The organism is Rhizobium mongolense USDA 1844, from assembly GCF_000419765.1.
GTDB classification, from domain to species: domain Bacteria; phylum Pseudomonadota; class Alphaproteobacteria; order Rhizobiales; family Rhizobiaceae; genus Rhizobium; species Rhizobium mongolense.
The window spans coordinates 134,080-160,615 of the sequence record NZ_ATTQ01000008.1; the positions used below are offsets into that span (position 1 = coordinate 134,080).

Annotated in this window: 18 protein-coding genes and 2 pseudogenes; 13 read left to right on the plus strand and 7 right to left on the minus strand. The window is 60.3% G+C overall.

What is annotated here, in order from left to right; translation table 11 throughout:
- Positions 1-9 precede the first annotated feature (9 nt).
- Positions 10-225 (minus strand): annotated as a pseudogene (locus A3C3_RS48605) (helix-turn-helix domain-containing protein); the annotation flags it as partial.
- 74 nt (positions 226-299) lie between these two features.
- Positions 300-1,557 (minus strand): annotated as a pseudogene (locus A3C3_RS0117240) (sigma-54-dependent transcriptional regulator); the annotation flags it as partial.
- 207 nt (positions 1,558-1,764) lie between these two features.
- On the opposite strand from A3C3_RS0117240, the gene A3C3_RS0117245 reads away from it, so the two are divergent.
- From A3C3_RS0117245 to A3C3_RS0117290, 10 genes are all read left to right on the plus strand, one after another.
- Positions 1,765-3,618: a M3 family oligoendopeptidase gene (locus tag A3C3_RS0117245; RefSeq protein WP_028739733.1), complete on the plus strand. Its 1,854-nt coding sequence runs from the start codon at positions 1,765-1,767 to the stop codon at positions 3,616-3,618.
- 291 nt (positions 3,619-3,909) lie between these two features.
- Positions 3,910-5,070, plus strand: a complete 1,161-nt coding sequence (locus A3C3_RS0117250; RefSeq protein ID WP_022715830.1) for an aminodeoxychorismate synthase component I — start codon at positions 3,910-3,912, stop codon at positions 5,068-5,070.
- Positions 5,067-5,693, plus strand: coding sequence for an aminotransferase class IV family protein (locus A3C3_RS0117255; protein ID WP_022715831.1), 627 nt, complete (start codon positions 5,067-5,069; stop codon positions 5,691-5,693). The genes A3C3_RS0117250 and A3C3_RS0117255 overlap by 4 nt, the downstream gene beginning before the upstream one ends.
- Before the next feature lie 89 nt (positions 5,694-5,782).
- Complete coding sequence (locus A3C3_RS0117260; RefSeq protein ID WP_022715832.1) at positions 5,783-6,067, plus strand: YciI family protein; 285 nt, start codon at positions 5,783-5,785, stop codon at positions 6,065-6,067.
- Positions 6,068-6,277: 210 nt separating this feature from the next.
- The gene (locus A3C3_RS0117265; protein WP_022715833.1) at positions 6,278-7,732 is read left to right on the plus strand and encodes a homospermidine synthase; all 1,455 of its coding nucleotides are present in this window, start codon (positions 6,278-6,280) and stop codon (positions 7,730-7,732) included.
- 169 nt (positions 7,733-7,901) lie between these two features.
- Positions 7,902-8,264, plus strand: coding sequence for an outer membrane lipoprotein Omp10 (gene omp10, locus A3C3_RS0117270; RefSeq protein ID WP_022715834.1), 363 nt, complete (start codon positions 7,902-7,904; stop codon positions 8,262-8,264).
- A 206-nt stretch (positions 8,265-8,470) separates the two neighbouring features.
- Entirely contained in the window at positions 8,471-10,408 is a 1,938-nt protein-coding gene (locus tag A3C3_RS0117275; RefSeq protein WP_022715835.1) for a 5'-nucleotidase C-terminal domain-containing protein, read from the plus strand.
- A gap of 85 nt (positions 10,409-10,493) precedes the next feature.
- On the plus strand, positions 10,494-11,564 hold the full coding sequence (gene hemH, locus A3C3_RS0117280) for a ferrochelatase (protein WP_376774929.1): 1,071 nt from the start codon (positions 10,494-10,496) through the stop codon (positions 11,562-11,564).
- 128 nt (positions 11,565-11,692) lie between these two features.
- Positions 11,693-12,703, plus strand: coding sequence for an SPFH domain-containing protein (locus A3C3_RS0117285; RefSeq protein WP_022715837.1), 1,011 nt, complete (start codon positions 11,693-11,695; stop codon positions 12,701-12,703).
- Between the two features lie 3 nt (positions 12,704-12,706).
- Positions 12,707-13,162 (plus strand): NfeD family protein, encoded by a 456-nt coding sequence (locus tag A3C3_RS0117290; protein WP_022715838.1) that lies wholly within the window; start codon positions 12,707-12,709, stop codon positions 13,160-13,162.
- Here A3C3_RS0117290 and A3C3_RS0117295 read toward each other — a convergent pair whose 3' ends face one another.
- Positions 13,163-14,155 (minus strand): KpsF/GutQ family sugar-phosphate isomerase, encoded by a 993-nt coding sequence (locus tag A3C3_RS0117295; protein ID WP_022715839.1) that lies wholly within the window; start codon positions 14,153-14,155, stop codon positions 13,163-13,165.
- Positions 14,156-14,300: 145 nt separating this feature from the next.
- Here A3C3_RS0117295 and A3C3_RS0117300 point away from each other — a divergent pair, with 145 nt between their 5' ends.
- Positions 14,301-15,875 carry an outer membrane beta-barrel protein gene (locus A3C3_RS0117300; protein WP_022715840.1) on the plus strand — a complete coding sequence of 525 codons (1,575 nt, stop codon included), beginning with the start codon at positions 14,301-14,303 and terminating at the stop codon, positions 15,873-15,875.
- Positions 15,876-15,877: 2 nt separating this feature from the next.
- Here the strand turns inward: A3C3_RS0117300 and galU are convergent, their stop codons facing one another.
- On the minus strand, positions 15,878-16,765 hold the full coding sequence (gene galU, locus A3C3_RS0117305) for a UTP--glucose-1-phosphate uridylyltransferase GalU (RefSeq protein ID WP_022715841.1): 888 nt from the start codon (positions 16,763-16,765) through the stop codon (positions 15,878-15,880).
- Positions 16,766-16,968: 203 nt separating this feature from the next.
- On the opposite strand from galU, the gene A3C3_RS0117310 reads away from it, so the two are divergent.
- Both A3C3_RS0117310 and A3C3_RS0117315 read left to right on the plus strand, forming a co-directional pair.
- The gene (locus tag A3C3_RS0117310; RefSeq protein WP_022715842.1) at positions 16,969-18,192 is read left to right on the plus strand and encodes a lytic murein transglycosylase; all 1,224 of its coding nucleotides are present in this window, start codon (positions 16,969-16,971) and stop codon (positions 18,190-18,192) included.
- 88 nt (positions 18,193-18,280) lie between these two features.
- Positions 18,281-19,492 carry an SGNH/GDSL hydrolase family protein gene (locus A3C3_RS0117315; protein ID WP_028739734.1) on the plus strand — a complete coding sequence of 404 codons (1,212 nt, stop codon included), beginning with the start codon at positions 18,281-18,283 and terminating at the stop codon, positions 19,490-19,492.
- Positions 19,493-19,686: 194 nt separating this feature from the next.
- On the opposite strand, the gene A3C3_RS0117320 is transcribed toward A3C3_RS0117315, so the two are convergent.
- From A3C3_RS0117320 to gltB, 3 genes are all read right to left on the minus strand, one after another.
- Positions 19,687-21,141 carry a glutamate synthase subunit beta gene (locus A3C3_RS0117320; RefSeq protein ID WP_028739735.1) on the minus strand — a complete coding sequence of 485 codons (1,455 nt, stop codon included), beginning with the start codon at positions 21,139-21,141 and terminating at the stop codon, positions 19,687-19,689.
- Between the two features lie 19 nt (positions 21,142-21,160).
- Complete coding sequence (locus A3C3_RS46480) at positions 21,161-21,334, minus strand: hypothetical protein (RefSeq protein ID WP_022715844.1); 174 nt, start codon at positions 21,332-21,334, stop codon at positions 21,161-21,163.
- A gap of 64 nt (positions 21,335-21,398) precedes the next feature.
- Complete coding sequence (gltB, locus tag A3C3_RS0117330; protein WP_022715845.1) at positions 21,399-26,120, minus strand: glutamate synthase large subunit; 4,722 nt, start codon at positions 26,118-26,120, stop codon at positions 21,399-21,401.
- Positions 26,121-26,536: the final 416 nt, after the last annotated feature.

Genomic DNA, 26,536 nt, shown 5'->3' on the forward strand with positions numbered 1-26,536 from the left:
GGAACGCGGCTATGCCGCATCTTTCTGGGGATTGTCGGGATCGATGCCGTAATCCTTGAGCTTTCTGTAAAGCGTTGAGCGTCCGATGCCGAGTTTTCTGGCCACTTGACTCATCTGGCCGCGATAGAATTTAAGCGCGAATCGAATCAATTCTTCCTCGACATCGGCAAGTTTGCGCACCTCGCCGGCCGGATTGACGCTTGCGATCGCATTCTCCGGCATCTCATCGTGGTGCCCGCGCGTGTCGCTCGCAGAGACCTGCGGAACGTGAAATTCCGCAAACTCCACCTCGTGCTCGCGATATGTATTGTCGGCAACCAGCGCCAGATGATCGACCACGTCATATTGCGGCAATTGGGCAGCGATCTGCGGAAAATCCGCTTCGCTGAGCTCCTGGCCTTCGGCGAGCACGACGGCGCGGAAGATCGCATTCTCGAGCTGGCGGATGTTGCCCGGCCAGTCATAGGCCGTCAGCAATGCCAACGCACCCGCGCTGACCGTCATGCGATGGCCATTTTTCTGTTCGGACGAGAAGCGATCGGCAAAGACGCGCACCAGATGCGGAATGTCCTCCTTGCGCTTGCGCAGCGCCGGAATGGTGATCGGAAAGACGTTGAGGCGATAATAGAGGTCTTCGCGGAAGTGGCCGTTTTTCACTTCCTCGATCAGGTCCTTGTTCGTCGCGGAAATGAGCCGGACATTGACCTTGTGCGCCGTGCGTGCGCCGACGGTCTCGACTTCACCCTGCTGCACGGCTCGCAGCAGCTTGACCTGCACGTCGAGCGGCAGATCGCCGATTTCATCGAGGAAGATCGTGCCGCCGTCAGCCTCCATGAACTTGCCCGTATGGCGCTCGGTTGCACCGGTGAACGCGCCCTTTTCATGGCCGAAGAGGATGCTCTCGACGAGGTTGTGCGGAATGGCGCCGCAGTTCACCGTGACGAAGGGCTTACCCGAGCGGTCGCCGCCGGATTGGATGGCACGCGCGACCAGCTCCTTGCCGACGCCGGACTCGCCTTCGAGCACCACCGGAATGTTGGATTGCGCCGCACGCTGCGCCAGATCGATGACGCGGATCATCGCCGGGCTCGCCGAAACAATGTCGTCGAAGCCGACGAGGCCGGAGCGCGAACGGCGGCCCGAGCGGGCCCGCACTTCGCGCTGGTCCAGCTTCATTGCGTTGCCGATCGAGGTTGCGATGCGCTCCGGTGAAACGGGCTTGACCACGAAATCGAAGGCGCCGGCACGCATGGCCTGCACCACCGTTTCAATGCCGCCCTGCCCCGTCTGCACGATCACCGGGATCTGCGTGCCGAGTTCATGGAGCGCTTCGAGGAATTCGAGGCCGGTCATTTCCGGCATCATCAGGTCGAGAAGGATGACGTTGAAGAGACCGCTGTCGCGCTTCACCATCTCCAGGCCGATGCGGCCGTTCTCAGCCTGATGGACGACATGCCCGTGACGCTCGATTGCGTTCTTCAGCAGACGGCGTTGTACCGGGTCGTCCTCGACCACGAGAATCTGCCCTGCACCCTTGAGCTCACTATAACCGGTCATTGTCGCCTCACTTCATGCGAAACCTGCGGGCACTCTGGCAGAAAGGCTTGAACATCCAGTTTTGAGAAATAATTGCATTTTAACGATTGTGGCGATACCGAATCCGTATCGAAGCGGGGCCTCCATCATCCCGAAAGCCCCTTGATACGGGGCCTTCCGGCGCTTAGACAGTCAGACCTGTTCGAAATGAGGAAGAGGAACCCAGCCATGAATTTCGTGCTCCACGGCGCCGGTCTTAATTTTTCGGCAACAGTTGCCTCGGCCGCGGCTGATCCGGCGCTCGGCGAGCTCCCGGTCTGGAAGCTGCAGGATCTCTACCCTTCCGCCACCTCGACCGCCTTCACCAGCGACATGGAAAAGGCGGGCCGGAACGCGCTCGCCTTCGAGGAAAAATGGAAGGGCAAACTTGCCGATGCAGCGGCCCAAAAAGGCGCTGGAGGCATTGGCGAGGCGCTGAAGGAATACGAGGCGCTGGACGATCTCATCGGCCGTCTCGGCTCTTTTGCAGGCCTCACCTATTTCTCCGATACGACCAACCCGGTAAACGGCAAGCTCTACGGCGACGTCCAGGCGAAGATCACCGAATTCTCCGGTCACCTTCTCTTCTTCGCGCTGGAGCTGAACCGCATCGACGACGCGGTGATGGACGCATGCATGGCGAATGACCCTGAGGCCGGCCACTACCGCCCCTGGCTGATCGACCTGCGCAAGGACAAGCCCTACCAGCTGGAAGACAAGCTGGAACAACTCTTTCTCGAAAAGTCGATGACGAGTGCGGCTGCGTTCAACCGCCTCTTCGACGAGACCATGGCCGAGCTCCGCTACAATATCGACGGCGAGAAAGTGCCGCTCGAAGTCGCGCTCAATCTTTTGCAGGACAAGGATCCGGAAGCCCGCCGCAAGGCGGCAATGGCGCTCGCCGAAACCTTCAAGGCGAATATCCGCACCTTCACGTTGATCACCAATACGCTTGCCAAGGACAAGGATATTTCCGACCGCTGGCGCGGCTTCGAGGATATCGCCGACAGCCGTCATCTGGCAAACCGCGTCGAGCGCGACGTGGTCGATGCGCTGGCAGCTGCCGTCAAGCAGGCCTATCCGCGCCTCTCGCATCGCTATTACAAGATGAAGGCGAAGTGGCTCGGAATGGACCAGATGAATTTCTGGGACCGCAATGCGCCCTTGCCGGAAACCTCCAATGCAGTGATTTCCTGGGCCGAAGCGAAGGACACCGTTCTTTCGGCCTACGGCAATTTCGCGCCGGAAATGGCGGCCATCGCCAAGCGCTTCTTCGACGAGCAGTGGATCGACGCGCCCGTGCGTCCCGGCAAGGCGCCCGGCGCCTTCTCTCACCCCACGGTTCCCTCAGCCCATCCCTATGTGCTGGTCAACTACATGGGCAAGCCGCGCGATGTGATGACGCTTGCCCATGAACTCGGCCACGGGGTTCATCAGGTGCTGGCAGGTGCACAGGGCGCTCTGATGTGCCAGACCCCGCTGACGCTTGCCGAAACCGCATCCGTCTTCGGCGAGATGCTGACTTTCCGCGCACTGCTTGACAAGACGACGGACAAGCGCGAACGCAAGGCAATGCTCGCCCAAAAGGTCGAGGACATGATCAACACGGTCGTGCGCCAGATCGCCTTCTACGAATTCGAACGCGAGCTTCACACGGCCCGCAAGGCAGGCGAACTGACTGCCGAAGATATCGGCGAACTCTGGCTTTCGGTTCAATCGGAAAGTCTCGGTCCGGCGATCAGGATCTCCGAGGGATACGAGACCTACTGGGCCTATATCCCCCACTTCATCCACTCACCCTTCTATGTCTACGCCTATGCCTTCGGCGACTGCCTGGTGAACTCGCTTTATGCCGTCTACCAGAAAGCCGACAAGGGCTTCCAGGACAAATATTTCGAGCTTCTGAAGGCCGGCGGCACCAAGCATCATTCTGAACTCCTGAAGCCTTTCGGACTCGACGCCACCGATCCGTCGTTCTGGGGCAAGGGCCTGTCGATGATTGAGGGGCTGATCGATGAATTGGAAGCGCTTGATACGGCTTAAGACGCAACTCCGGGTCACGGGCTGACCGAGAGCCCTGACCTTGAGCTTCGGCTGTCGGTGCAAGTCGCCAGGCGGCATTGTGCAACGCTTACGAGGAACGATGAAGGCAACCCCTTCTCCCTCATTCCTGTGCTTGTCACAGGAATCCAGTGCGCCCAAGTCCTTGGGCGCGGGGGACGCTTTGAAACGAAGCAAGTCATTCGCGGCGCGGATGCGCCGTGGCTGGAACCCTGTGACAAGCACGGCAATGAGGAAATCCGGAGCGACCGGTCTCAGCAAACGGGAGCGCGGATGACAATTTCTCAGTCTTGCATCCTCTTCCGCGACGACACGACCGGCGAAGTCATGCTCTTTGCCGATCCCGCCGAGATCATCATCGCCCGGACGCGCACCGAATTCTTCGCAGGACTCGCGCGGATGGAGACGGCCAAGACGGAAGGAAAGTGGCTGGCAGGATATCTGTCTTACGAAGCGGGCTATCTCTTCGAGGAAAAACTCGCGGGCTTCGTGGAAGAAAACAGGCAGACGCCGTTGCTCTGCTTCGGCATCTTCGACGCCCCGCAGAAGGACGGTTGTCCGCTCGCGCAGCCGAAACAGCGTCTCGAAAACGAGGAATTCCTGACAGCGCCCAAAGCCGCCTGGGCATTCCCCGCATACAAAGAGCGCTTCGACCGATTGCATCGGCATCTGCGCCAGGGCGATTGCTATCAAGCAAACCTCACCATGCCCATCGAAGCACGTTGGAATGGAGATCCGCGCGCGGCCTTCTGGTCGCTGATCGAACGTCAGCCGGTAAAATACGGTGCGCTCGTCGATATCGGCGGCCCCGTCATCCTGTCACGCTCTCCCGAACTCTTCTTCCGGACGGACGAGGAAGGCTGGATCGAGACGCATCCGATGAAAGGCACCGCCAAGCGTGGCGCCGATGCGGCCGAAGATGCCGCCATTGTCGCGGCGATGCGGCACGATATAAAGACACAAGCCGAAAACCGGATGATCGTCGACCTGCTTCGCAATGACATCTCGCGCATCACGGAGGTCGGTACGCTCGATGTTCCGAAGCTCTTCGAGATCGAGACCTACCCCACGCTGCACCAAATGGTAAGCCATGTGCAGGCGAAGCTTCTTCCCGACCTTTCCATCCGCGATATCTTCGCCGCCCTCTTCCCCTGCGGCTCGATCACCGGCGCACCGAAGCTCAGCGCCATGCACATCCTGCACGAACTCGAAGACACGCCACGCGACGCCTATTGCGGCGCGATCGGCATGATCTCTCCGGCAGGCGCCATGCGCTTTTCGGTTGCGATCCGCACGGTCAGCCTTTTTGAGGACGGCAAGGCAATCTTCAATGTCGGTGGCGGCATCGTCTTCGATTCCACTGCGCAAGCCGAATATGAAGAATGCCTGCTCAAGGCGCGTTTCGCGATCGGCGACCAGGAAATCGCGCGATGAGCGACTTCTTACTGATCGAGACACTGCGGTGGGAACCGGAGAGCGGCTTCATGCGCCTGCGGCTGCATCTTGCCCGTCTGACGCGTTCGGCCCGGCGGATCGGCTTTTCCGAGCCGCGACATGCGCTCGACGAACTCAATGCCTCCGTCCAAGGCGCGACGGGCGCTCTGCGCGTCCGGCTGACCTTCGATGCTCAGGGCTGCATAGAAGTCACGACCGCGCCCTTCACACCGCTTGCGCCCGGCACGGCGTGGAACATCCGCATCGCTTCGACCCGCCTCGACAGCGCCGACAAGCTGCTGCGGATCAAGACCACCCGCCGCACGGTCTACGAAGCCGCCCGCGCCGAATACACGCCGCAGCAGGCGGACGAAGTGCTGATGCTGAACGAACGCGGCGACGTCTGCGAAGGCACGATCACTTCAGTCTTCCTAAGCGATGGTACCGGCATCCTTCGCACCCCGCCGATTTCCTGCGGCCTGCTCGCTGGCGTGCTGCGCACCGAGTTGATCTGTCAGCGCAAAGCCCGTGTCGGTCGCATCCGGCTGGACGATTTGAACAGCGGCCAGATCTACGTTGGAAATTCGCTTCGCGGCCTCATCCCTGCACGGCTTGTCATCTAAGCCGCGCAAAATCCTAAAAAGAAGATGGATGGCAAGGTGCTAATTGAATATTCAACAGGTTCGCAACGATAGGCCGGAAGGATTTTGCCATGTTCATGCTGGCGCTCACCTATGTGAAGCCGAACGAAGAGGCCGATAAGCACATGGAGCCCCATATGGCCTGGGTCAAGGAAGGCTATGCCAAAGGCTGGTTCCTTGCCTCCGGCCGCAAGGTTCCCCGCACCGGCGGCGTCATCCTCGCTATCGGCAATCGTGCCGAGATCGAGGCCTATGTCGCCGCCGATCCATTCATGGTTCACGGCGTTGCAGAATATGAGATCACAGAAGTCGCGGTGACGACGGTGGCCGCGGGGCTGGATATCCTGAAAGAATAGAGTCACCGACAAAGGGGCTGACGCTGCACAAGGCCAAGCTCGTTGCGGAGCTTGCGCATGTTCGCGCGCCTGATAAATCCATTTCCGGCCCAAACGCTCTTTATTGTGACGCCGATTTATGATTAGAGCCGGTCACCTCGCATTTCTCGCGCCATTTCAGAAGAATTCTTAAAGGTTCATCGCCTTCGTCGCCTTCCATAGGAGAAAAGAATGACGGAACAGACCCACCCGGTATATGCCGAAATTACCGGTCCGATCGTGATGATCGGCTTTGGCTCCATCGGTCGCGGCACGCTGCCGCTGATCGAGCGCCACTTCAAATTCGACAAGAGCCGGATGGTTGTCATCGACCCGCGCGACGAGCCGGCCGACATGGAGATCCTGAAGAAGTACGGTGTCCTCCACATCAAAGAATACGTGACGAAGGACAATTACAAGGATCTCCTGAAGCCGCTTCTGACCAAAGGCGGCGGTCAAGGCTTCTGCGTCAATCTGTCGGTCGATACCGGCTCGCTCGACATCATGAAGCTCTGCCGCAAGCTCGACGTACTCTATATCGACACCGTCGTGGAACCCTGGCTCGGCTTCTATTTCGACAAGAACATGAAGAACGCCGACCGCACCAACTATGCGCTGCGCGAAACCGTCCGCAAGGAAAAGGCGAAGAACCCTGGCGGCGCAACGGCCGTTTCCACCTGCGGCGCAAACCCCGGCATGGTGTCCTGGTTCGTCAAGCAGGCGCTCGTCAACCTCGCCAACGAGATCGGCGTGAAGTTCGATGAGCCGAACCAGCACGACCGTGAAGGCTGGGCGAAGCTGATGAAGAAGGTCGGCGTCAAGGGCATCCACATTGCCGAACGCGACACGCAGCGCACCAAGCATCCGAAGCCGCTCAACGTCTTCTGGAACACCTGGTCGGTCGAAGGCTTCATTTCCGAAGGCATGCAGCCCGCCGAGCTCGGCTGGGGCACCCATGAAAACTGGATGCCGAAGAACGCCAAGAAGCAAAAGAAGGGCTGCAAGGCCGCGATCTATCTGGAGCAGCCGGGCGCCAATACCCGCGTCCGCACCTGGTGCCCGACACCTGGCCCGCAATACGGTTTCCTCGTCACTCACAACGAGTCGATTTCGATCGCCGATTATTTCACGGTCCGCGACAAGGATGGCGAAGTCACGTTCCGCCCGACCTGCCACTATGCCTACCATCCGGCCAACGATGCGATCCTGTCGCTGCATGAGATGTTCGGCAACGGCGGCACGCCGCAGCCGGTCCACCACGTTCTCGACGAAGACGAGCTTGAGGACGGCATCGACGAACTCGGTGTGCTCCTCTACGGCCACGAGAAGAACGCCTACTGGTTCGGCTCGCGCCTGTCGCTCGAAGAAACCCGCCGCATCGCGCCCTATCAGAATGCGACCGGCCTGCAGGTGACCTCTGCCGTTCTCGCAGGCATGGTCTGGGCTCTCGAACATCCAAAGGCCGGTATCGTCGAAGCCGACGAGATCGACTACAAGCGCTGCCTCGAAGTGCAGCTGCCTTATCTCGGCCCGGTTGAAGGTCACTACACCGACTGGACGCCGCTTGATGGTCGTCCGGGCCTCTTCCCGGAAGACATCGACACCAAGGATCCCTGGCAGTTCAAGAACATCCTGGTTCGTTCGTAACCGGACATACAAATCCGCATCGATGCCCGCCGAAAGGCGGGCATTTTTGTAACGCCTGCCGCGTAATTTCGCTTCATCGTTGCAGGAGGCTTGCCATGCCGGCGGGCTCGCGCCATGTTTTTCAAGACTTTCGCGGATAGAGTCCGCTCCGAATCGCCGGGAGAACCATATGACGTTCAGAAACATTCTCGTCCTTGCGGCTGCAGCAGCAGCACTTGCCGCCTGCGTCTCAGACCGCCCCATGCCGGTAGCGACACGCGCTGCGCCGTCCGGCGTCGAGGGTTCCTGGGCCGATCCGAACGGCATCATTTCTACCTTCCAGGCAGGCACCTTCACCACCCGTACGACCGACAGCAACCAGCTGCTCGCGTCCGGCACCTATATCACCACCTCGCCGTCACTCGTCGAAATCAGCATGACATCGCTGGTTCGCAAGACTCAGTCCAAGGTCAATTGCGCGCTTGTCAACCAAAGTCAGCTGAACTGCACCTCGGATGCAGGTTCGCAATTCACGTTGACGCGCCGCATGTAAATCCCCGGCCCTGAATGAAGAAGCTCTCCTTCGCGGGAGCTTTTTTCGTTTTTGCCTCTTGGAAAGCACCCCGAGAACAACAGCTTTTTTGCACTTGCGGTCGGTCATCGTTGATGAAAACATCCGCCGGCCGGGTAGCCGCCAAACGATAAAGGGAAGGACGAAGTCAGGGGTACGGGGCTTCGCCATTAAATCAGGAGAACAGTATGACCAAGTCATTTAGCTTCGGTCTGTTGACCGCATCGATGCTGGCGCTCAGCGCTGGCGCAGCCTTCGCGGACTACCAGCTCAATATTCTTCATATCAATGATTTCCATTCACGCATCGAGTCGATCAACAAGTTCGATTCCACCTGCTCGGCGGAGGACGAAGGCAAGAACGCGTGCTTCGGCGGCGCCGCCCGCTTGAAGACCGCGATCGACCAGCGCCGTCAGGCGCTCTCCGGCCAGAACGTCCTGCTTTTGAACGCCGGCGACAACTTTCAGGGTTCGCTCTTCTACACGACCTACAAAGGTACCGCGGAAGCCGAGATGCTGAACGCCATGAAGTTCGATGTGATGACCGTCGGCAACCATGAATTTGACGACAGCGAGGACGGCCTCGCCGCCTTCCTCGACAAGGTTCAGTTCCCGGTTATTTCCGCAAACGTCCTTGCCGCCGACGGCTCGAAGCTCGGCGATCGCATCAAGCCTTCTCTGGTGCTCGATGTCGGCGGGCAGAAGATCGGCATCGTCGGTGCCGTGGCCAATGATACCGAAGAGCTTTCCTCTCCCGGCCCCAAAGTGATGATTGCCGAGGACGTCCAGACGATCAGCGCAGCCGTCCAGGAATTGAAGGCCCAGGGTATCAACAAGATCATCGCGCTCACCCATGTCGGCTATCCGCGCGATCTCGCAGCCATCGCCAAGATTCCGGATGTCGATGTCGTCGTTGGCGGCCACTCGCACAGCCTGCTTTCGAACACCGATCCGAAGGCGGAAGGCCCCTACCCGACGTTGGTGGACAATCCGGGCGGCTACAAGGTGCCCGTCGTGCAGGCGGCCTCCTACAGCAAGTATCTCGGTGATCTCGTCGTCGACTTCGACGACAGCGGCGTCGTCAAGACCGCCAAGGGCGATCCGATCCTGATCGACTCCTCCTTCACGCCCGACCCGGCCCTTGTTGCCCGTATCCAGGAACTGGCGAAACCGATTGATGAACTCCGCAAGAAGGTCATCGGCTCGTCCGAAGCCCCGATCGAGGGCGACCGCACCGTTTGCCGCGTCAAGGAGTGCTCGATGGGCAACCTCGTTGCCGATGCCATGCTCGACCGCACGAAGAACCAGGGCATTCAGATCGCCATCCAGAACGGCGGCGGCCTTCGCGCCTCGATTGACGGCGGCGATATCACCCAAGGCGAAGTCATCACCGTGCTGCCGTTCCAGAACACGGTGGCCACCTTCCAGCTGACGGGCGCAGACATCGTCACGGCGCTAGAAAACGGTGTCAGCCAGATCGACGAGGGCGCAGGCCGCTTCCCGCAGGTCGCGGGCCTGAAGTACAGCTTCGACAAGTCGAAGCCTGCGGGCAGCCGTGTCAGCGGCGTTGAGGTCAAGGAGGGTGACAAATTCGCACCGATCGATCCGGCCAAGACCTACGGCGTCGTCACCAACAATTTCATGCGCGCCGGCGGGGATGGCTATTCGATCTTCGAAACAGCCGGCAAGAATGCCTATGACTTCGGTCCGGATCTCGCCGACGTGACGGTCGAATATCTGGCAGCCCATAACCCTTACAAGCCCTACACCGACGGCCGCATTGCGGAAGCCGCCCCGACTGCGACCGCTGCACCTGCCGCGCCGGCTGCTCCATCCGCTCAAGCTCCAGCCGCAACTGCGCCGGCTGCTCCATCCGCTCAAGCTCCAGCCGCAACTGCGCCGGCTGCTCCATCCGCTCAAGCTCCAGCCGCAACTGCGCCAGCTGCCAGCGCACCGACTGCGGCGACGCCGGCAAGCCATGTCATCGCAGCAGGTGATACCCTTTGGGATCTTGCCAAGCAGTTTTACGGCGATGGCGAACTCTGGAAGAGAATTTCCGAAGCCAACGGCAATCCCGATCCGCGTCGCCTGATGGTCGGCAAGGAGCTGCAGGTTCCCGCGAAGTAAGGCGATTGTCTGGATGTTGAAGACCGGTCCGGGGTTTCCCGGGCCGGTTTTTCCACTTATAGGGATACCATCGCGCCGGCTGCCTATGAGCGGAAAGAGACGATCAAACGTTGGGGCCAAGATGACCATTGCACCTTCATACCTCCCGGCCGAGCATCCTCCGGTCAAATTCGGCAAGGTCGGAGTCCTTCTCGTCAATCTCGGCACGCCTGACGGCACCGACTACACGTCGATGCGGCGCTATCTGCGTGAATTCCTGACCGACCGGCGCGTCATCGAATGGTCACCGTTGAAATGGTACCCGATCCTCTTCGGCATCGTCCTGAACACCCGCCCGCAGAAGGTCGGCAAGGCCTACGAGACGATCTGGAACAAGGATAAGAACGAGAGCTATCTGCGCACCTATACGCGCAACCAGTCCGATCTCATGGGCGCGCGTCTGAAGGACCTGCCGAATGTAAGGGTAGACTGGGCTATGCGTTACGGCACGCCCTCCATCGCTTCGCGCATCAACGCACTGAAAGACGAAGGCTGCGACCGCATCGTTCTTTTCCCGCTCTATCCGCAATATGCGGCAGCGACGACCGCTACAGTCAACGACAAGGCATTCCAGCATCTATTGAAGATGCGCTGGCAGCCGGCATTGCGCACGGTGCCGGACTATCACGACGACGAAACCTATATCGAAGCGCTCGCCAATTCGGTGACAAAGCATCTTGCGGGGCTCGACTGGGAACCGGAGGTGATCCTCGCCTCGTTTCACGGCATCCCGCTCTCCTATTCCGAGCAGGGCGATCCCTACTTCTTCCAATGCCAGAAGACAGGCCACCTGCTTCGCGAAATGCTCGGCCTTGCGAAGGAGAAGTTCATGATCACCTTCCAGTCCCGCTTCGGGCCGGAAGAATGGCTGCAGCCCTATACCGACAAGACGGTCGAAAAGCTGGCGCAGGACGGCGTCAAACGCATCGCCGTTCTCAATCCCGGTTTCGTCTCCGACTGCCTGGAAACGCTGGAAGAGATTGCCGAGCAGGCGGCCCATTCCTTTCATGAAAACGGAGGCGAGAAATTTGCGCATATTCCGTGCCTCAACGACAGTGAGGACGGAATGCGCGTGCTGGAGAAGGTCGTGCGCCGCGAACTGCTGGGTTGGGTCTGAGACCGACGTCGGCTGCCAGCCGCGCCCGGTCTTCGGGCTGCTGTTTAAAACCTTGGCGTGCGCTTGTGAATATCCCGCTCGTTGAATAGGATCGCCGCGATCATGGGCCTGTTGAAGGAGAGAGAGTGATGATTTTAGGCGGGTTCGATATCGTCGTTATTGCTCTCGTCGTCTTCGTCATCCTTGTGCTTTTTGCAGGCATCAAGACGGTGCCGCAGGGCTATCGCTATACGATCGAGCGCTTCGGCCGCTATACGCGCACACTGGAGCCAGGCCTCAACATCATCACGCCCTTCATCGAGCGCATCGGCGCCCGCATGAATGTGATGGAGCAGGTGCTCGACGTACCCACCCAGGAAGTCATCACCCGGGACAACGCCTCGGTGGCCGCCGATGCCGTGGCCTTCTATCAGGTCCTGAATGCCGCGCAGGCCGCCTATCAGGTCTCCAATCTCGAAAACGCCGTTCTTAACCTGACGATGACCAATATCCGCTCCGTCATGGGCTCTATGGACCTCGACGAGCTTCTGTCCAACCGCGATGCGATCAATGACCGGCTGCTGCGGGTCGTCGATGATGCCGTGCAGCCGTGGGGCATCAAGGTCACCCGTATCGAGATCAAGGATATCCGTCCGCCGACCGATCTCGTCGACGCCATGGCGCGGCAGATGAAGGCCGAGCGTGAGAAGCGTGCCCAAATTCTGGAAGCCGAAGGTTCGCGCAACGCTCAGATCCTTCGCGCCGAAGGTGCCAAGCAATCGGCGATCCTGGAGGCAGAAGGCCAGCGCGAGGCAGCGTTCCGCGAAGCGGAAGCCCGCGAGCGTCTGGCCGAGGCGGAAGCCAAGGCGACAAAGATGGTCTCCGAAGCGATCGCCGCCGGCGACGTGCAGGCGATCAACTATTTCGTCGCGCAGAAATATACAGAGGCGCTGTCTGCCATCGGTACGGCCGGCAATTCCAAGATTGTCCTGATGCCGATGGAGGCCTCATCCATTATCGGCTCGCTGAGCGGTATCGGTGCAATCGCTAAGGAGGTCTTCGGCGACGGCAACAATCCGCCCTCCCCGCCGCGGCCGCGTCAAGTGCCGCCGCGCACAACCCCGCCGGTCAATCCCTTCAACCAGCCCCCGGAGCGCTGACGAATGCTGACACGCGTCGTTGCCGAACTGGGACCATGGACCTGGTGGATTGTGGGGCTGGCGCTGCTTGCCGCCGAAATGATGGTGCCGGGCTTTTTCCTCGTCTGGATCGGTCTTGCCGCGCTCGCTGTCGGCATTCTGTCGCTGCTGCTTTGGAATGCCGCCTTCTGGATCTGGGAAACGCAGCTCATCCTTTTTGCCATCCTGGCCGTCGCTGCGACGTTCCTTGGCCGCCGGCTGACGCTTCGCCATGATACGACCGACGAACCCTTCCTCAATCAGCGGGGCGCAAGTCTCGTCGGCCGGACGGCAACGCTCTTAGAACCGATCGCCGAAGGCCGCGGCCGCATCCGCATCGATGATACGATCTGGCGGGTGACAGGCCCGAACCTCCCGGTCGGAACGCAGGTGAAGGTGGTCGCAAGCAACGGGCGCGACCTGACGGTCGAGCCGCTCTGATCAGGCGACGCCGATCCGCAAGAGATCATGAAAATGCACCAGGCCGGCCGGCTTGTTATCGTCATCGATCACGATCAGCGCGCCGATTTGATACTGCTCCAGCAATGCCAGCGCGCTTGTCGCAAGCGCCGTCGGCCTGACCGTCTTTGGCGTGCGCGTCATGATGTCATCGACGCAAAGCTCGGACAGGTTGCGCGTCAAATTACGGGCAATGTCGCCTTCGGTAACGATGCCGCCGAGCCGCCCGTCCTCGTCCAGGACGCCGACGCAGCCGAAATGCTTGCGCGACAGCACGTGGATCGCCTCCGGCATCGGTGTCCCCTTCGCCACCAGCGGGACGCGGTCGCCGGTATGCATGACGTCGCCGACATGCATCAGGCTGGCACCGAGCTTGCCACCCGGGTGGAAGACATGGAAATCCCGCGCCGTGAAGCCGCGTGCTTCAAGCAGCGCGATCGCGAGCGCATCCCCGAGGGCGAGCTGCATCAATGTCGATGTCGTTGGCGCAAGGCCGTTCGGGCATGCTTCCTGCTCGTTCGGGATCAGCAGCACGATGTCGGATGCCGTCGCCAGCGACGAGTGTTCGCTGCATGTGAGGGCGACCAGGGGGATGGAAAATCGGCGCGTATAGGCAATGATGCTGCGCAGTTCCGCGCTCTCGCCGCCCTTGGAGATGGCGAGCACAAGATCGTCGCTCGCGATCATCCCAAGGTCGCCGTGATTGGCTTCGGCAGCGTGAACGAAAAACGCAGGCGTGCCCGTCGAAGCAAGGGTAGCAGCCAGTTTCGTTCCGATATGTCCACTTTTGCCGACGCCCGTTACGATGACACGACCCTTGATACTGCCGATCGTCTCTACCGTTTGAGAAAACGGCTCCGACAGACCGTCGCTCAAGGCGCGCTCCAGCGCTTCCAGTCCGCGTCTCTCCGTCTCGATCGTCCGCTTGGCGGATTCGAGCACACCGTTCTCAACAAGTCTAACTGCTTTCCTCATGGTCCTGCGTTAGCGCTTTTCATTTCAGGTGTCTACCCACGTCGCCTTGCAACCTGTGAACAAAGCCTCGCGGCCGCAACGAATGATTAACCACGAGGCTTTACGTTCGGGTAACGAATTGAAGCATGCCACGCGCGGAATCCGGATGGCCAAGGAAAGAGAGACGAGCAGTTTGGCGCCGCTCTGCGCGGCGCGTTTTGCCGTGTCTTCTATCGCTCTCTTCGGATTGTTTCTTCACCCTCACCCCGGTTTTGCTCAGTCTGCGCGGAACAGCACCGGCAGCGGCACATCCGGCTATTCGTCAGCATCTAGCTCGCAGTCTAACAGCAGTTCGTCGAATGCCCAGCAATTGCCCGCCAATGGCGCGGTCGACGGTAGCGATATCGCAAATCCCTCCGCCGATGGAATGAGCGGCACGCCGCCCAGCTCAAACCAACAAGCCGGAACAACGATGGCAACGGGGACGACTGATCAGGATCCGTCCGGCGAGACGACCGGCTCCATTCTCGATGAGGACATTCGTCGCCTGAATACCCGCGAACCGGCAATCGATGACAGAAGGGCGCCACGCAAACCGGAGGAAAACCTCTCAGGTCAGGAGACGCCGGGCATCCGCATCGGCACCTTCGTGCTGCGCCCTTCCGTTACCCAGTCGATCAACACCGAAACGACGAAGGACGGAGGGACAAAGGAGACGCGCGCCTTCCTCCAAACCGACGCCCACGCAACGCTGACCTCCGACTGGGCGCTCCATCAACTGATCGTCACGAGTGAGGGCACCTGGCAGCGCAATGTCAGCGGTACCGGCGAAGAACAGCCCGCCTTCGACATCGACGGGGACCTTCGCCTCGACCTGCCGGACGATACGGTCGCTCATATCAAGGGCGGATACCGGTTTTATCGGGAAGACACCGACGATCCTGACGCGATCGCCGATGCCGAGCAGCAATCGGATGTGCAGGAGTTCTCAGCAGGCGCATCCGTCGAGCGCGATTTCGGCATCCTGCGCGGTACCGCGGCACTCGATCTGACCCGGACCATCTACTCCGACGCGGTGCTTCCGAACGGCACGAGGATCTCGCTCAGCGACCGCGACCAGACGTCCGGCACATTTCGCGCCCGTGTCGGCTATGAGCTTTCGCCTGCACTCATTCCCTTCGTCGAGGCCTCGGTCGGTAAGACTGTCTACGACGAAACCCGGGATTCGGCGGGTTTTGCGCGCTCCGGCAACAGCTACGGCGCCAAAGCTGGCGTCGAGGTCGATCTTGGAGAAAAGTTGAGGGGTGAAGTCGGTCTCGGCTACGAAACCGCAACCTTTGACGATAGCCGCCTCGATTCGATCAATACTGCAACCGTCGATGCAAACCTTTTCTGGTCGCCGCTGCGTGGAACCGACGTTCGTTTTGATCTATCGACCAGCATCCAACCCTCAACGACAGCTGGTCAGAGCGGTTATATCTCGCACGTACTGACAACGGCGGTCACGCATCAGCTGCGCGACAATCTCCAGGCAACGGTGCTGGGTGGGGTGACTTTGCGGGACTATCCGTCCGGCGGCAGCAGCGACGAGACTGTCTATACGGCGAGCGGCGGTCTCACCTGGAACATCAACCGCTATCTCGATTTCACCAGCACGCTGGGTTACGAGCTGACGACGCGCGATGTGGGCGCCGACTCGCAGCAATGGCGAGCCGGCGTCGGTCTCAAGCTGAAGCGCTAGGCTCAAAGGCCTTTCAGCAGTGCCTTGAAACCGTCTTCGACGGTCGGGCGGATATCCGCACGTTCGAGTGCGAAGGCAACATTGGCAAGGATGAAGCCATCCTTCGCGCCGCAGTCATAGGTCGTGCCGCGGAAATGGTAGCCGGCAAAATCCTGTTCCTTGAGCAGCTTCAGCATGCCGTCGGTCAGCTGGATTTCGTTGCCGGCGCCGCGCTCCTGCGTCTCGAGGATCTTGAATATCTCCGGCTGCAGGATGTAGCGGCCGTTGATGAAGAAGTTGGAAGGTGCCGTTCCCTTGGCCGGTTTCTCGACCATGCCGGTGATGCGGAAGCCCTCGCCGATCGGTTCGCCGGCTCCCACGATGCCGTATTTATGCGCTTGATCGGGAGCACATTCCTCGACGGCGATGATGTTGCCGCCGCTCTGGGCATAGAGATCGATCATGCCCTTCATGCAGCCCTTGCCTTCATTCTTCATGATCATGTCCGGCAGCAGCAGCGCGAAAGGTTCGTCGCCGACGATCTCACGGGCGCACCATACTGCGTGGCCGAGGCCGAGTGGCTCCTGTTGGCGGGTGAAGCTGACCGTGCCTGCCTTGGGAAGCTGATTGGCGAGCAGCGTCATTTCCGCCTGCTTGCTGCGTTCGCGCAGCGTCTGCTCGAGCTCGAAATGAATGTCGAAATAGTCTTCGATGATATGCTTGTTGCGCCCGGTCACGAAAACGAAGTGTTCAATGCCGGCTTCAAGAGCCTCGTCGATCACATACTGAATGATCGGTTTATCGACGACAGTCAGCATTTCCTTCGGAACGGCTTTGGTGGCCGGGAGGAAGCGTGTCCCCAAACCTGCAACCGGGAATACCGCTTTACGAACTTTCTTCTGCTGTCCCACTTAGACCTCCTAGGGGGGCTGGATCGCTTTTACACTCAAGCTATTTAGGGTGAACTAGATTAGAATCGCTACCGTTTTGCAAAGGATGACGGGAGAAGCCGGTCATGGTAAAGAATTTGTTGACTCCGTTCCGGTAGTGTCGGGTTTGGCCGGAAACTGCAACTCCGCCGCACGTGCAACGAAGATGACGGATACGACTGCCGATGACCCAGAACCGCAAATACTCCCTTCGTGGTCTTGCTCTCGCCCTCATGGTGACCGCTTCCGCAGGTCTGGCTCCCCATAGCGCGGCGGCCGACCAGCGGTTCCAGAAGTGGATCGCGGACTTTTATCAAACTGCCGCGCAAAATGGCATCAGCAAGGCAACCTATCGGAAAGCTTTCGCGGACGTGACAGAACCGGACCCGACAGTCCTTGAAAAGGCGACCTTTCAGCCGGAATTCACGACCAAGATTTGGGACTATGTGGACTCCCGCGTGAACCCCTACACAGCCGAGATCGGCCGCAAAATGGCCACAAAGCATGCGGCGACTCTGACGGCGATCGAACGGCATTTCGGCGTCGACAAGAACATCATCCTGGCGATCTGGTCGATGGAATCGAACTACGGCGCAGTCCTCACAAAGGACGACCGGCTGCACTATGTGCCACGCGCGCTTGCAACCCTTGCCTACGCGGACGACCGCCGAGCCAAATATGCCAAGAAGCAGCTCGTCGCTGCGCTGAAGATCCTGCAGAACGGTGATATCTCTGCCGATGGCATGACGGGATCCTGGGCAGGCGCCATGGGCCATACGCAGTTCATCCCGACAAGCTATCTGCTCTATGCCGTCGATGCCGACCGCAATGGTCATCGCGACATCTGGAATTCCGTGCCGGATGCACTTGCGACCTCCGCCAACCTTCTTGCAAAGAACGGCTGGGACACCGGCAGGACCTGGGGCTACGAAGTCTCGGTTCCGGCGAGCCTCGCAAAGCAGGTAGGCAAGACACATACGATCGCGCAATGGGCAGCGATGGGCCTCACCCGCCCGAGCGGCAAGGGTTTTCGAGACGGCTCAACAAGGGCCGTGCTGAAGATGCCGGCTGGCGCCGGCGGTCCCGGCTTCCTGATGACCGCGAACTTTTTCACGATCAAGAAATACAACGCTTCCGACAGCTATGCGCTCGCCGTTGGCCTGCTTGCCGATGAAATTGCCGGTTATGGTGGTATGAAACAGCGCTGGCCGCGCCCGGAGGGCACGCTCGACATGAAGGAAAAATTCGAGCTGCAAAATCGCTTGAAGACGCTCGGCTATTACAACGGCGAGGTCGACGGCAATTTCGGGTCAGGTTCGAAAGCCGCAATTTCGGCGGTTCAAGAACGTCTCGGCATGCAGGCCGATGGCAAACCCTCGCTCCCGCTCCTGAACGCGCTCCGGCGCTAGAAAGGAGAAATCCGCGACATAGCTTTCATGGAGAGTGGACGTGTGTGTCCCCTCCATGCGAAAATGTCGCGAGATGCGGGGCATGACGATGCGTAGATCGGTTGACAGGCTGAAACGGGGCTGGAGGACGCTGCTTTCCGCCGCTCTTGTGCTTTCCTTCGGCATCACCGCGCCCGTTGATTTTGCCGACGCGCAGGAGCGCTATTACTACCGCCGCTCGATCTTCGATTTCTTCACCGGCCGCCGCTACATCAACGAAGATTATGCGCCGCCGCCCGAGGTTCGACGCCCGCCGCAGCGTCAGCGCAAACGGGCGCCGCTCGCCCCCAAACCCCCAACCGTCGCCACTGCGCGGCCTGTAGCGCCCGTCATTCAGGAGCCGGTGGTCCAGAAACTCGAGAATGCCCAAAAGATCCTGATCGTCGGCGATTTTCTCGCAAGCGGCCTGGGCGATGGCATGACGGAAGCATTCAAGACTTCGCCCGGCGTGATCGTAGAGGCCCGAGGCAACGTCTCTTCGGGCCTGGTGCGCGACGATTATTACGACTGGCCCGAACAGCTCCTGAAGATCATGGACGAACTGAAGCCGGCGATGGTCGTCGTCATGATCGGCGCCAACGACCGGCAGCAGATGGTAATCGGCGGCGCCAAGGAGAAGTTCCGCACCGACGCCTGGTATGGCGAATATCAGAAGCGTGTGCTGAACTTCGGCAAGGAAATAACGAACCGCAAGATCCCATTGCTTTGGGTCGGACTTCCTGCTTTCGAATCGCCCTCGATGACGGCCGACGCCGTCCAGATGAACCAGCTCTATCGCAAGCAGGTGGAAAGCATCGGCGGCGAATTCGTCGACATCTGGGATGGCTTCGTGGACGAGAACGGACAGTTCGTGGTGACGGGATCCGACATCAATGGTCAGCAGGTGCGCCTGCGCACTTCGGATGGCATCAATCTGACACAGGCCGGACGTCGCAAGGTCGCCTTCTATGTTGAAAAGCCGGCCCGCCGCCTTCTCGGCACGCAGGCAAGTCCCGACCTTGTGCGTCTCGACACCAGCAACCTGCCCCATCTCGGTCTGCCATCGGACCCGGTCGCGCATACGCAGCCAATCAGTCTTTCGGACCCCAATCTCGATGGAGGAGCTGAGCTTCTCGGCGGCAGGCAGCCTTCGGCCGCTTTGGCGAACTCGCCAAGAGACATGCTCGTGCAGGAGGGCAAGATGGAGCCGGCCCCGGCAGGACGCGTGGACGACTACAGTCTTCCGGCCTCGAAAGAGCCGAAACGGGTCTCGGCTAAATAAGCTTCAGTTCTTTGGCCGAGCGAGCGACAGTGCGCATGGCGACGAAATTTTCGTGACGCTCGCCTTCGGACTCGAAGTCGGTCGAGCCTCGCCTTTCGAAGCCCTTGAACGGATACCCGACAGGCTGCTCAATAGATCGGCCGCCCGCAACCTTTTGCGAGCAGCGCGTTCTGTTCGGCTTTAAGCGACCGCAATCAGCGCGGCAGAACCGTCGAGCCCATCAGCGCTTCATCGATCGCACGCGCTGCCTGGCGGCCTTCGCGGATCGCCCAGACGACCAGCGATTGGCCGCGGCGAACGTCGCCTGCCGTCCATAGCTTGTCGACCGAAGTCTTGTAGTCGTGGTCGTTGGCAACGACATTGGTCGAGCCACGGCGGTCGGTGTTGAGCGTCAGTTCGCCGTCCAGTTCCTTGAGCACGCTGTCAGTGAACGGTCCGCGAAAACCGATGGCGATGAAGGCAAGATCCGCCTTGATGACGAATTCCGTACCGGGAACCGGCTTGCGGCGCTCGTCGACTTCGCAGCACGTGACACCTGTCAGCACGCCGTCTTCGCCGATGAACTCCAGCGTCGCCACCTGGAACTCGCGCACGGCGCCTTCCGCCTGCGACGAAGAGGTGCGCATCTTGGTTGCCCAGAACGGCCAAACGGCGAGTTTGTCTTCCTTCTCCGGCGGCTGCGGACGAATGTCGAGTTGCGTAACCTTCACAGCGCCCTGACGGAACGCCGTGCCGACGCAGTCCGAAGCAGTATCGCCGCCACCGACGACGACCACATGCTTGGCGCCCGCCAGGATCGGGTCCGACGCCCAGCCGACGCTGTCGATGTTTTCGCGGCCGACACGCTTGTTCTGCTGCACGAGATAGGGCATCGCGTCATGGACGCCGGCAAGTTCGATACCGGGAATGCCGGCTTCGCGCGGCGTTTCGGAGCCGCCGCAGTAAAGCACGGCATCGTAGTCGGACAGTAACTGCTCTACCTTCATGTCGACGCCGACATTGACGCCGCAATGGAAGGTAACGCCCTCGCCCTTCATCTGCTCGACGCGGCGATCGATGAAGTTCTTCTCCATCTTGAAGTCGGGAATGCCGTAGCGCAGCAGGCCGCCCGGGCGGCTTTCGCGTTCGTAGACATGGACCTCATGGCCGGCGCGGCCGAGCTGCTGGGCAGCCGCCATACCAGCGGGACCGGAGCCGATGACCGCGACCTTCTTGCCGGTATGGACCGTTGCCGGCTGCGGACGGATGAAGCCGAGCTCGTAAGCCTTATCGGCAATCGCCTGCTCGACCGTCTTGATCGCAACCGGCGCATCTTCGAGGTTCAGCGTGCAGGCTTCCTCGCAGGGCGCCGGGCAGACACGGCCGGTGAACTCCGGGAAGTTGTTGGTCGAATGCAAGTTCTGGATCGCCGCTTCCCAATTGTTGTTGTAGACGAGGTCGTTCCAGTCCGGAATTTGGTTATGGATCGGGCAGCCGGTCGGGCCATGGCAATAGGGGATGCCACAGTCCATGCAGCGCGCGGCCTGTTTCTGCACTTCCTGGTCCGACATCGGGATCGTGAATTCGCGGAAATGCCGGATACGATCCGACGCCGGCTGATACTTCGCTACCTGCCGGTCGATTTCCAGAAACCCTGTGACCTTACCCATATTTTCGTCCCTCATCATCTTAAAGCCCAAGACCCAGGGGTCCCCAATACCAGTGGGCCAGTCCCATGACTGCGCCAAGGGCTACGAATTCCGTTTCAAGGCCGCCGCCGGCAAAAGAGGTTCCGGCGGAAACTGCGACGGCGAGGCACAGAGAGATGAAGGAATGAAGCAGAGAAAACCGATTTTTCATCATCGTTCTTACCAGCATCCTCCATGCCGCTTGTCGAAGCAGTGGCAGATTTAGCGATTTAGAGCACTCACTCCGCGGCGATCCCCATCCGGCTCCGCTCCATTTCCTCGAGCGCACGACGGTACTCGACTGGCATGACCTTGCGGAATTTCGGGCGGTAGTCGACCCAGTTGTCCAGGATCTGCTTGGCGCGGGTCGAGCCCGTGTAGTGCAGATGGTTGGAGATCAGCTGGTAAAGGCGCTCCTCGTCGTGACGCGTCATGTCGCCGGAGACATCAACGCGTCCCTTGTGCATGAGGTCGCCGCCGTGATGGTGCAGCTTCTCCAGCATGTCGTCCTCTTCCGGAACCGGTTCGAGTTCGACCATCGCCATGTTGCAGCGCTTGGCGAAGTCGCCGGCCTCGTCGAGAACGTAGGCGACGCCGCCGGACATGCCGGCCGCAAAGTTGCGGCCCGTTGCGCCGAGCACGACCACCACGCCGCCCGTCATGTATTCGCAGCCGTGGTCGCCCACGCCCTCGACAACGGCAATGGCGCCTGAGTTGCGCACCGCGAAACGCTCGCCCGCGACACCGCGGAAGTAGCACTCGCCTTCAGTCGCACCGTAAAGCACGGTGTTGCCGACGATGATGGAATCTTCAGCGACGATCTTCGAGTTCTCCGGGGGCCGGATGATGATCTTGCCGCCGGAAAGGCCCTTGCCGACATAGTCGTTGCCATCGCCGATGAGGGTGAAGGTGACGCCGCGCGCGAGGAACGCACCGAACGACTGACCGGCTGTCCCCTTGAGTGTGACGTTGATTGTGTCGTCCTTCAGGCCGCGGTGGTTGTAGCGCTTGGCAACCTCGCCAGAGAGCATGGCGCCCGCCGAACGGTCGACATTCTTGATATCGACTTCGAAGGCGACCGGCGTCTTCGACGACAGCGCAGGCTCGGCCTTCTCGATCAGCTTGCGGTCGAGAATGTCGTCGATCGGGTGCTTCTGACGCGCCGTCCAGTAGGTCTCTTCCTTTGCTGCATCAACCTTGTGGAAGATACGGCTGAAGTCGAGCCCCTTGGCCTTCCAGTGCGCCAGCATCTCGTCCTTCTCAAGCAGTTCCGAAGCGCCGATGATGTCATCGAGCTTGGTAAAGCCGAGCGAGGCCAGGATTTCGCGCACTTCGTTGGCGACGAAGAAGAAGTAGTTGATGACGTGCTCGGGCGTGCCCTTGAAGCGCTTGCGCAGAACCGGGTCCTGCGTCGCAACCCCTACCGGACAGGTGTTGAGGTGGCACTTGCGCATCATGATGCAGCCCGCGGCAATCAGCGGCGCGGTTGCGAAGCCGAACTCGTCGGCGCCCAGCAGCGCGCCGATGATGACATCGCGGCCGGTCTTCAGGCCGCCGTCCACCTGCAGCGCGACACGCGAGCGCAGCCCGTTCAGCACCAGCGTCTGCTGGGTTTCGGCGAGGCCGATTTCCCAAGGGCTGCCGGCATGCTTCAGCGAAGTGAGCGGCGACGCACCCGTGCCGCCGTCAAAGCCGGCAACGGTGATGTGGTCGGCGCGCGCCTTGGCAACACCGGCGGCGACCGTGCCGACGCCGACTTCCGAGACGAGCTTGACCGAGACGTCGGACGTCGGGTTGACGTTCTTCAGGTCGTAGATGAGCTGCGCCAGATCTTCGATCGAATAAATGTCATGATGCGGCGGCGGCGAAATCAGCCCGACGCCGGGCGTCGAGTGACGGGTCTTGGCGACCGTCGCATCGACCTTGTGACCCGGCAGCTGGCCGCCTTCGCCGGGCTTTGCACCCTGCGCGACCTTGATCTGCAGCACGTCGGCATTGACAAGATATTCGGTCGTCACCCCGAAGCGTCCCGAAGCGATCTGCTTGATCGCCGAGCGTTCCGGGTTCATCGAGCCGTCGCGCAGCGGCATGTAGCGGTCGGACTCTTCGCCGCCTTCGCCGGTGTTCGACTTGCCGCCGATCCTGTTCATGGCGATTGCGAGCGTCGTGTGCGCCTCTCGGCTGATCGAGCCGAAGGACATCGCACCCGTCGAGAAGCGCCTGACGATATCTGCAGCCGGTTCGACCTCGTCGATCGATACCGGCTTGCGGCCGAGCTGCTCTGCGCTCTTGACCTTGAACAGGCCGCGGATGGTGTTCATGCGCAGCGCCGTCGTGTTCACCATTTCGGAGAATTCGCGGTAACGATCCTCGGCATTGCCGCGAACGGCATGCTGAAGGGCTGCAACAGCGTCCGGCGTCCAGGCATGGCTTTCACCACGCATGCGAAAAGCATATTCGCCGCCAATGTCGAGCGTGCTTGCAAGCAACGGGTCGCGGCCGAAGGCGGCCGTATGGCGAGCAACGGTTTCCGTGGCGATCTCTTCCAGCCCGACGCCTTCGATCATCGTGGCGGTGCCGAAGAAATACTTGTCGACGAATTCCGACTGCAGTCCGATCGCGTCGAAGATCTGCGCACCGCAATAGGATTGATAGGTCGAGATGCCCATCTTTGACATGACCTTGAGGATGCCTTTTCCGACGGCCTTGATGTAGCGGTAGACGATTTCGCTGGCGTCCACTTCCTTCGGAAACTCGCCCTTGGCATGCATGTCGAGCAGCGTGTCGAAGGCGAGATAAGGGTTGATCGCTTCAGCACCATAGCCCGCGAGCAGGCAGAAGTGATGCACTTCGCGCGGCTCGCCGGTTTCGACGACAAGACCGACCGAGGTTCGAAGCCCCTTGCGGATCAGGTGATGGTGGACGGCAGCGGTCGCAAGCAGCGCCGGGATCGCGATGCGATCTGGCCCGATCTGACGGTCGGAGAGTACGATGATGTTGTAGCCACCCTTGACTGCCGCTTCGGCGCGCTCGCAGAGACGGTCGAGCATATCCGGCATGCCTTCGGCACCACGCTCGACATCGTAGGTGAAGTCGAGTGTCTTGGTATCGAAACGGTCTTCCGTGTGACCGATCGAGCGGATCTTTTCGAGATCGCCGTTGGTCAGGATCGGCTGGCGCACTTCGAGGCGCTTGGCGTTCGCCATGCCCGTATGGTCGAGGATGTTCGGCCGCGGCCCGATGAAGGAAACCAGGCTCATGACAAGCTCTTCGCGGATCGGATCGATCGGCGGGTTCGTGACTTGGGCGAAGTTCTGCTTGAAGTAGGTGTAGAGCAGCTTCGACTTGTCGGACATCGCCGAAATCGGCGTATCCGTACCCATCGAGCCGATCGCTTCCTGACCCGTCGTCGCCATCGGCGACATCAAGATTCTCGTGTCTTCAGTTGTGTAGCCGAAGGCCTGCTGGCGGTTGAGCAGCGAAACATCGCGGCGCAGCGCACGCGGCTCGACCGGCTTCAGGTCTTCCAGGATAAGCTGAGTACGGTCGAGCCAGCTGCGATAGGGATGCTGGGTCGCAAGTTGCGACTTCACCTCGTCATCCGAGATGATGCGGCCTTCTTCCATATCGATCAGCAGCATCTTGCCGGGCTGCAGGCGCCACTTCTGGACGATGTTTTCTTCCGGAACCGGCAGCACACCCGCTTCCGACGCCATGATGACACGATCGTCATTGGTGACGAGATAGCGCGCCGGACGAAGGCCGTTGCGGTCGAGCGTCGCGCCGATCTGCTTGCCGTCGGTGAAGGCGACAGCAGCCGGCCCGTCCCATGGTTCCATCAGGGCAGCGTGGTATTCGTAGAATGCCTTGCGCTCAGCCGCCATCGACTGGTTGCCGGCCCAGGCTTCGGGGATCAGCATCATCACCGCATGCGACAACGAATAGCCGCCGCGCACGAGGAATTCGAGCGCGTTATCGAAACAGGCTGTGTCCGACTGGCCTTCGTAGGAGATTGGCCAGAGTTTGGAAATGTCCTCGCCGAAGAGGGGCGAAGACACCGACGCCTGACGCGCCGCCATCCAGTTGACGTTGCCGCGCAGCGTGTTGATTTCGCCGTTGTGGGCAACCATGCGATAGGGATGCGCCAGCTTCCAGGACGGGAAGGTGTTGGTCGAGAACCGCTGGTGCACGAGGGCAACCGCGCTTTCGAACCGCGGGTCCGACAAGTCCTTATAATAAGCGCCGACCTGATAGGCGAGGAACATGCCCTTATAGACGACGGTCGATGACGAAAGCGACACAGGATAAAAGTTGCTCTCCTCGCCTTCGAACTCGTCGTAGATGCGGTTGGAGATCACCTTGCGGAGCGTGAAGAGGCGGCGCTCGAACTCGTCGTTCGTCGCGGCATCCTCGCCGGCACCGATGAAGACCTGAACATGATGCGGTTCGGTGGCGGCGATATCCGGCGCCTTGGAGAGCGACGAGTTGTCGACCGGCACGTCGCGGAAGCCGAGGAAGACCTGGCCTTCCTCGGTGATCACATCCTGGATCACTTTCTTGAAGTGCTCGATCTGCTGCTCGTCGCGCGGCATGAAGATATGGCCCATGCCGTATTCACCGGCCTTCGGCAGGATGACGCCCTGCTTTGCCATTTCCTCGCGGAAGAAACGGTCGGGAATCTGCACGAGAAGACCGGCGCCATCGCCCATCAGCGGGTCAGCACCGACGGCACCGCGATGCGTCAGGTTTTCGAGAATGAATAGGCCGTCCTTGACGATCTGGTGCGACTTCTGGCCCTTCATATGCGCGACGAAGCCGACGCCGCAGGCGTCATGTTCGTTGCGCGGATCGTAAAGACCCTGTTTTCGCGGCAATCCGGAGGCGGATTTACGCGTATTGGCCGTTGCGCGCACGTCGGCTGCTGCGAACTGGTCAAAACCCGTGGATGGCGTCTTCGTCATCTTTCCCTCCTGTCAAAACCCGCGAGCGGGCGTCTCTTTGTCGCGCGCCGTCCCTTGATACGGGGTTCGGCGCGTGACAGCGCTGTTGCATTATCGAAGATCCGGTCGCGTTGGCCCGCCAAAAGCGAGCCGCCGCGCTCCGCGCCTGCCAGTCGCCGCAGCGCTGCCAAGGCCGCGCTCGAGTGGACTATAGCGTGAAACCCTGCAAAGGTCAGGGCTTTCGGCGCCTCTTCGGCCGCAAAGGCCAAAATAGGACAGCAACACTGTCCTAATTCATCAGTTCTATGCCAGAAACCTATGCGCTCCGCAAGAGCGCGCGATTAAAAAATCGTCGATTTGCGACGGAAGATTGCCAATCTGACGAAAATGACGAAATTAAATTACACGGTGCCGTACTATTTTGTTTATTGATTGCG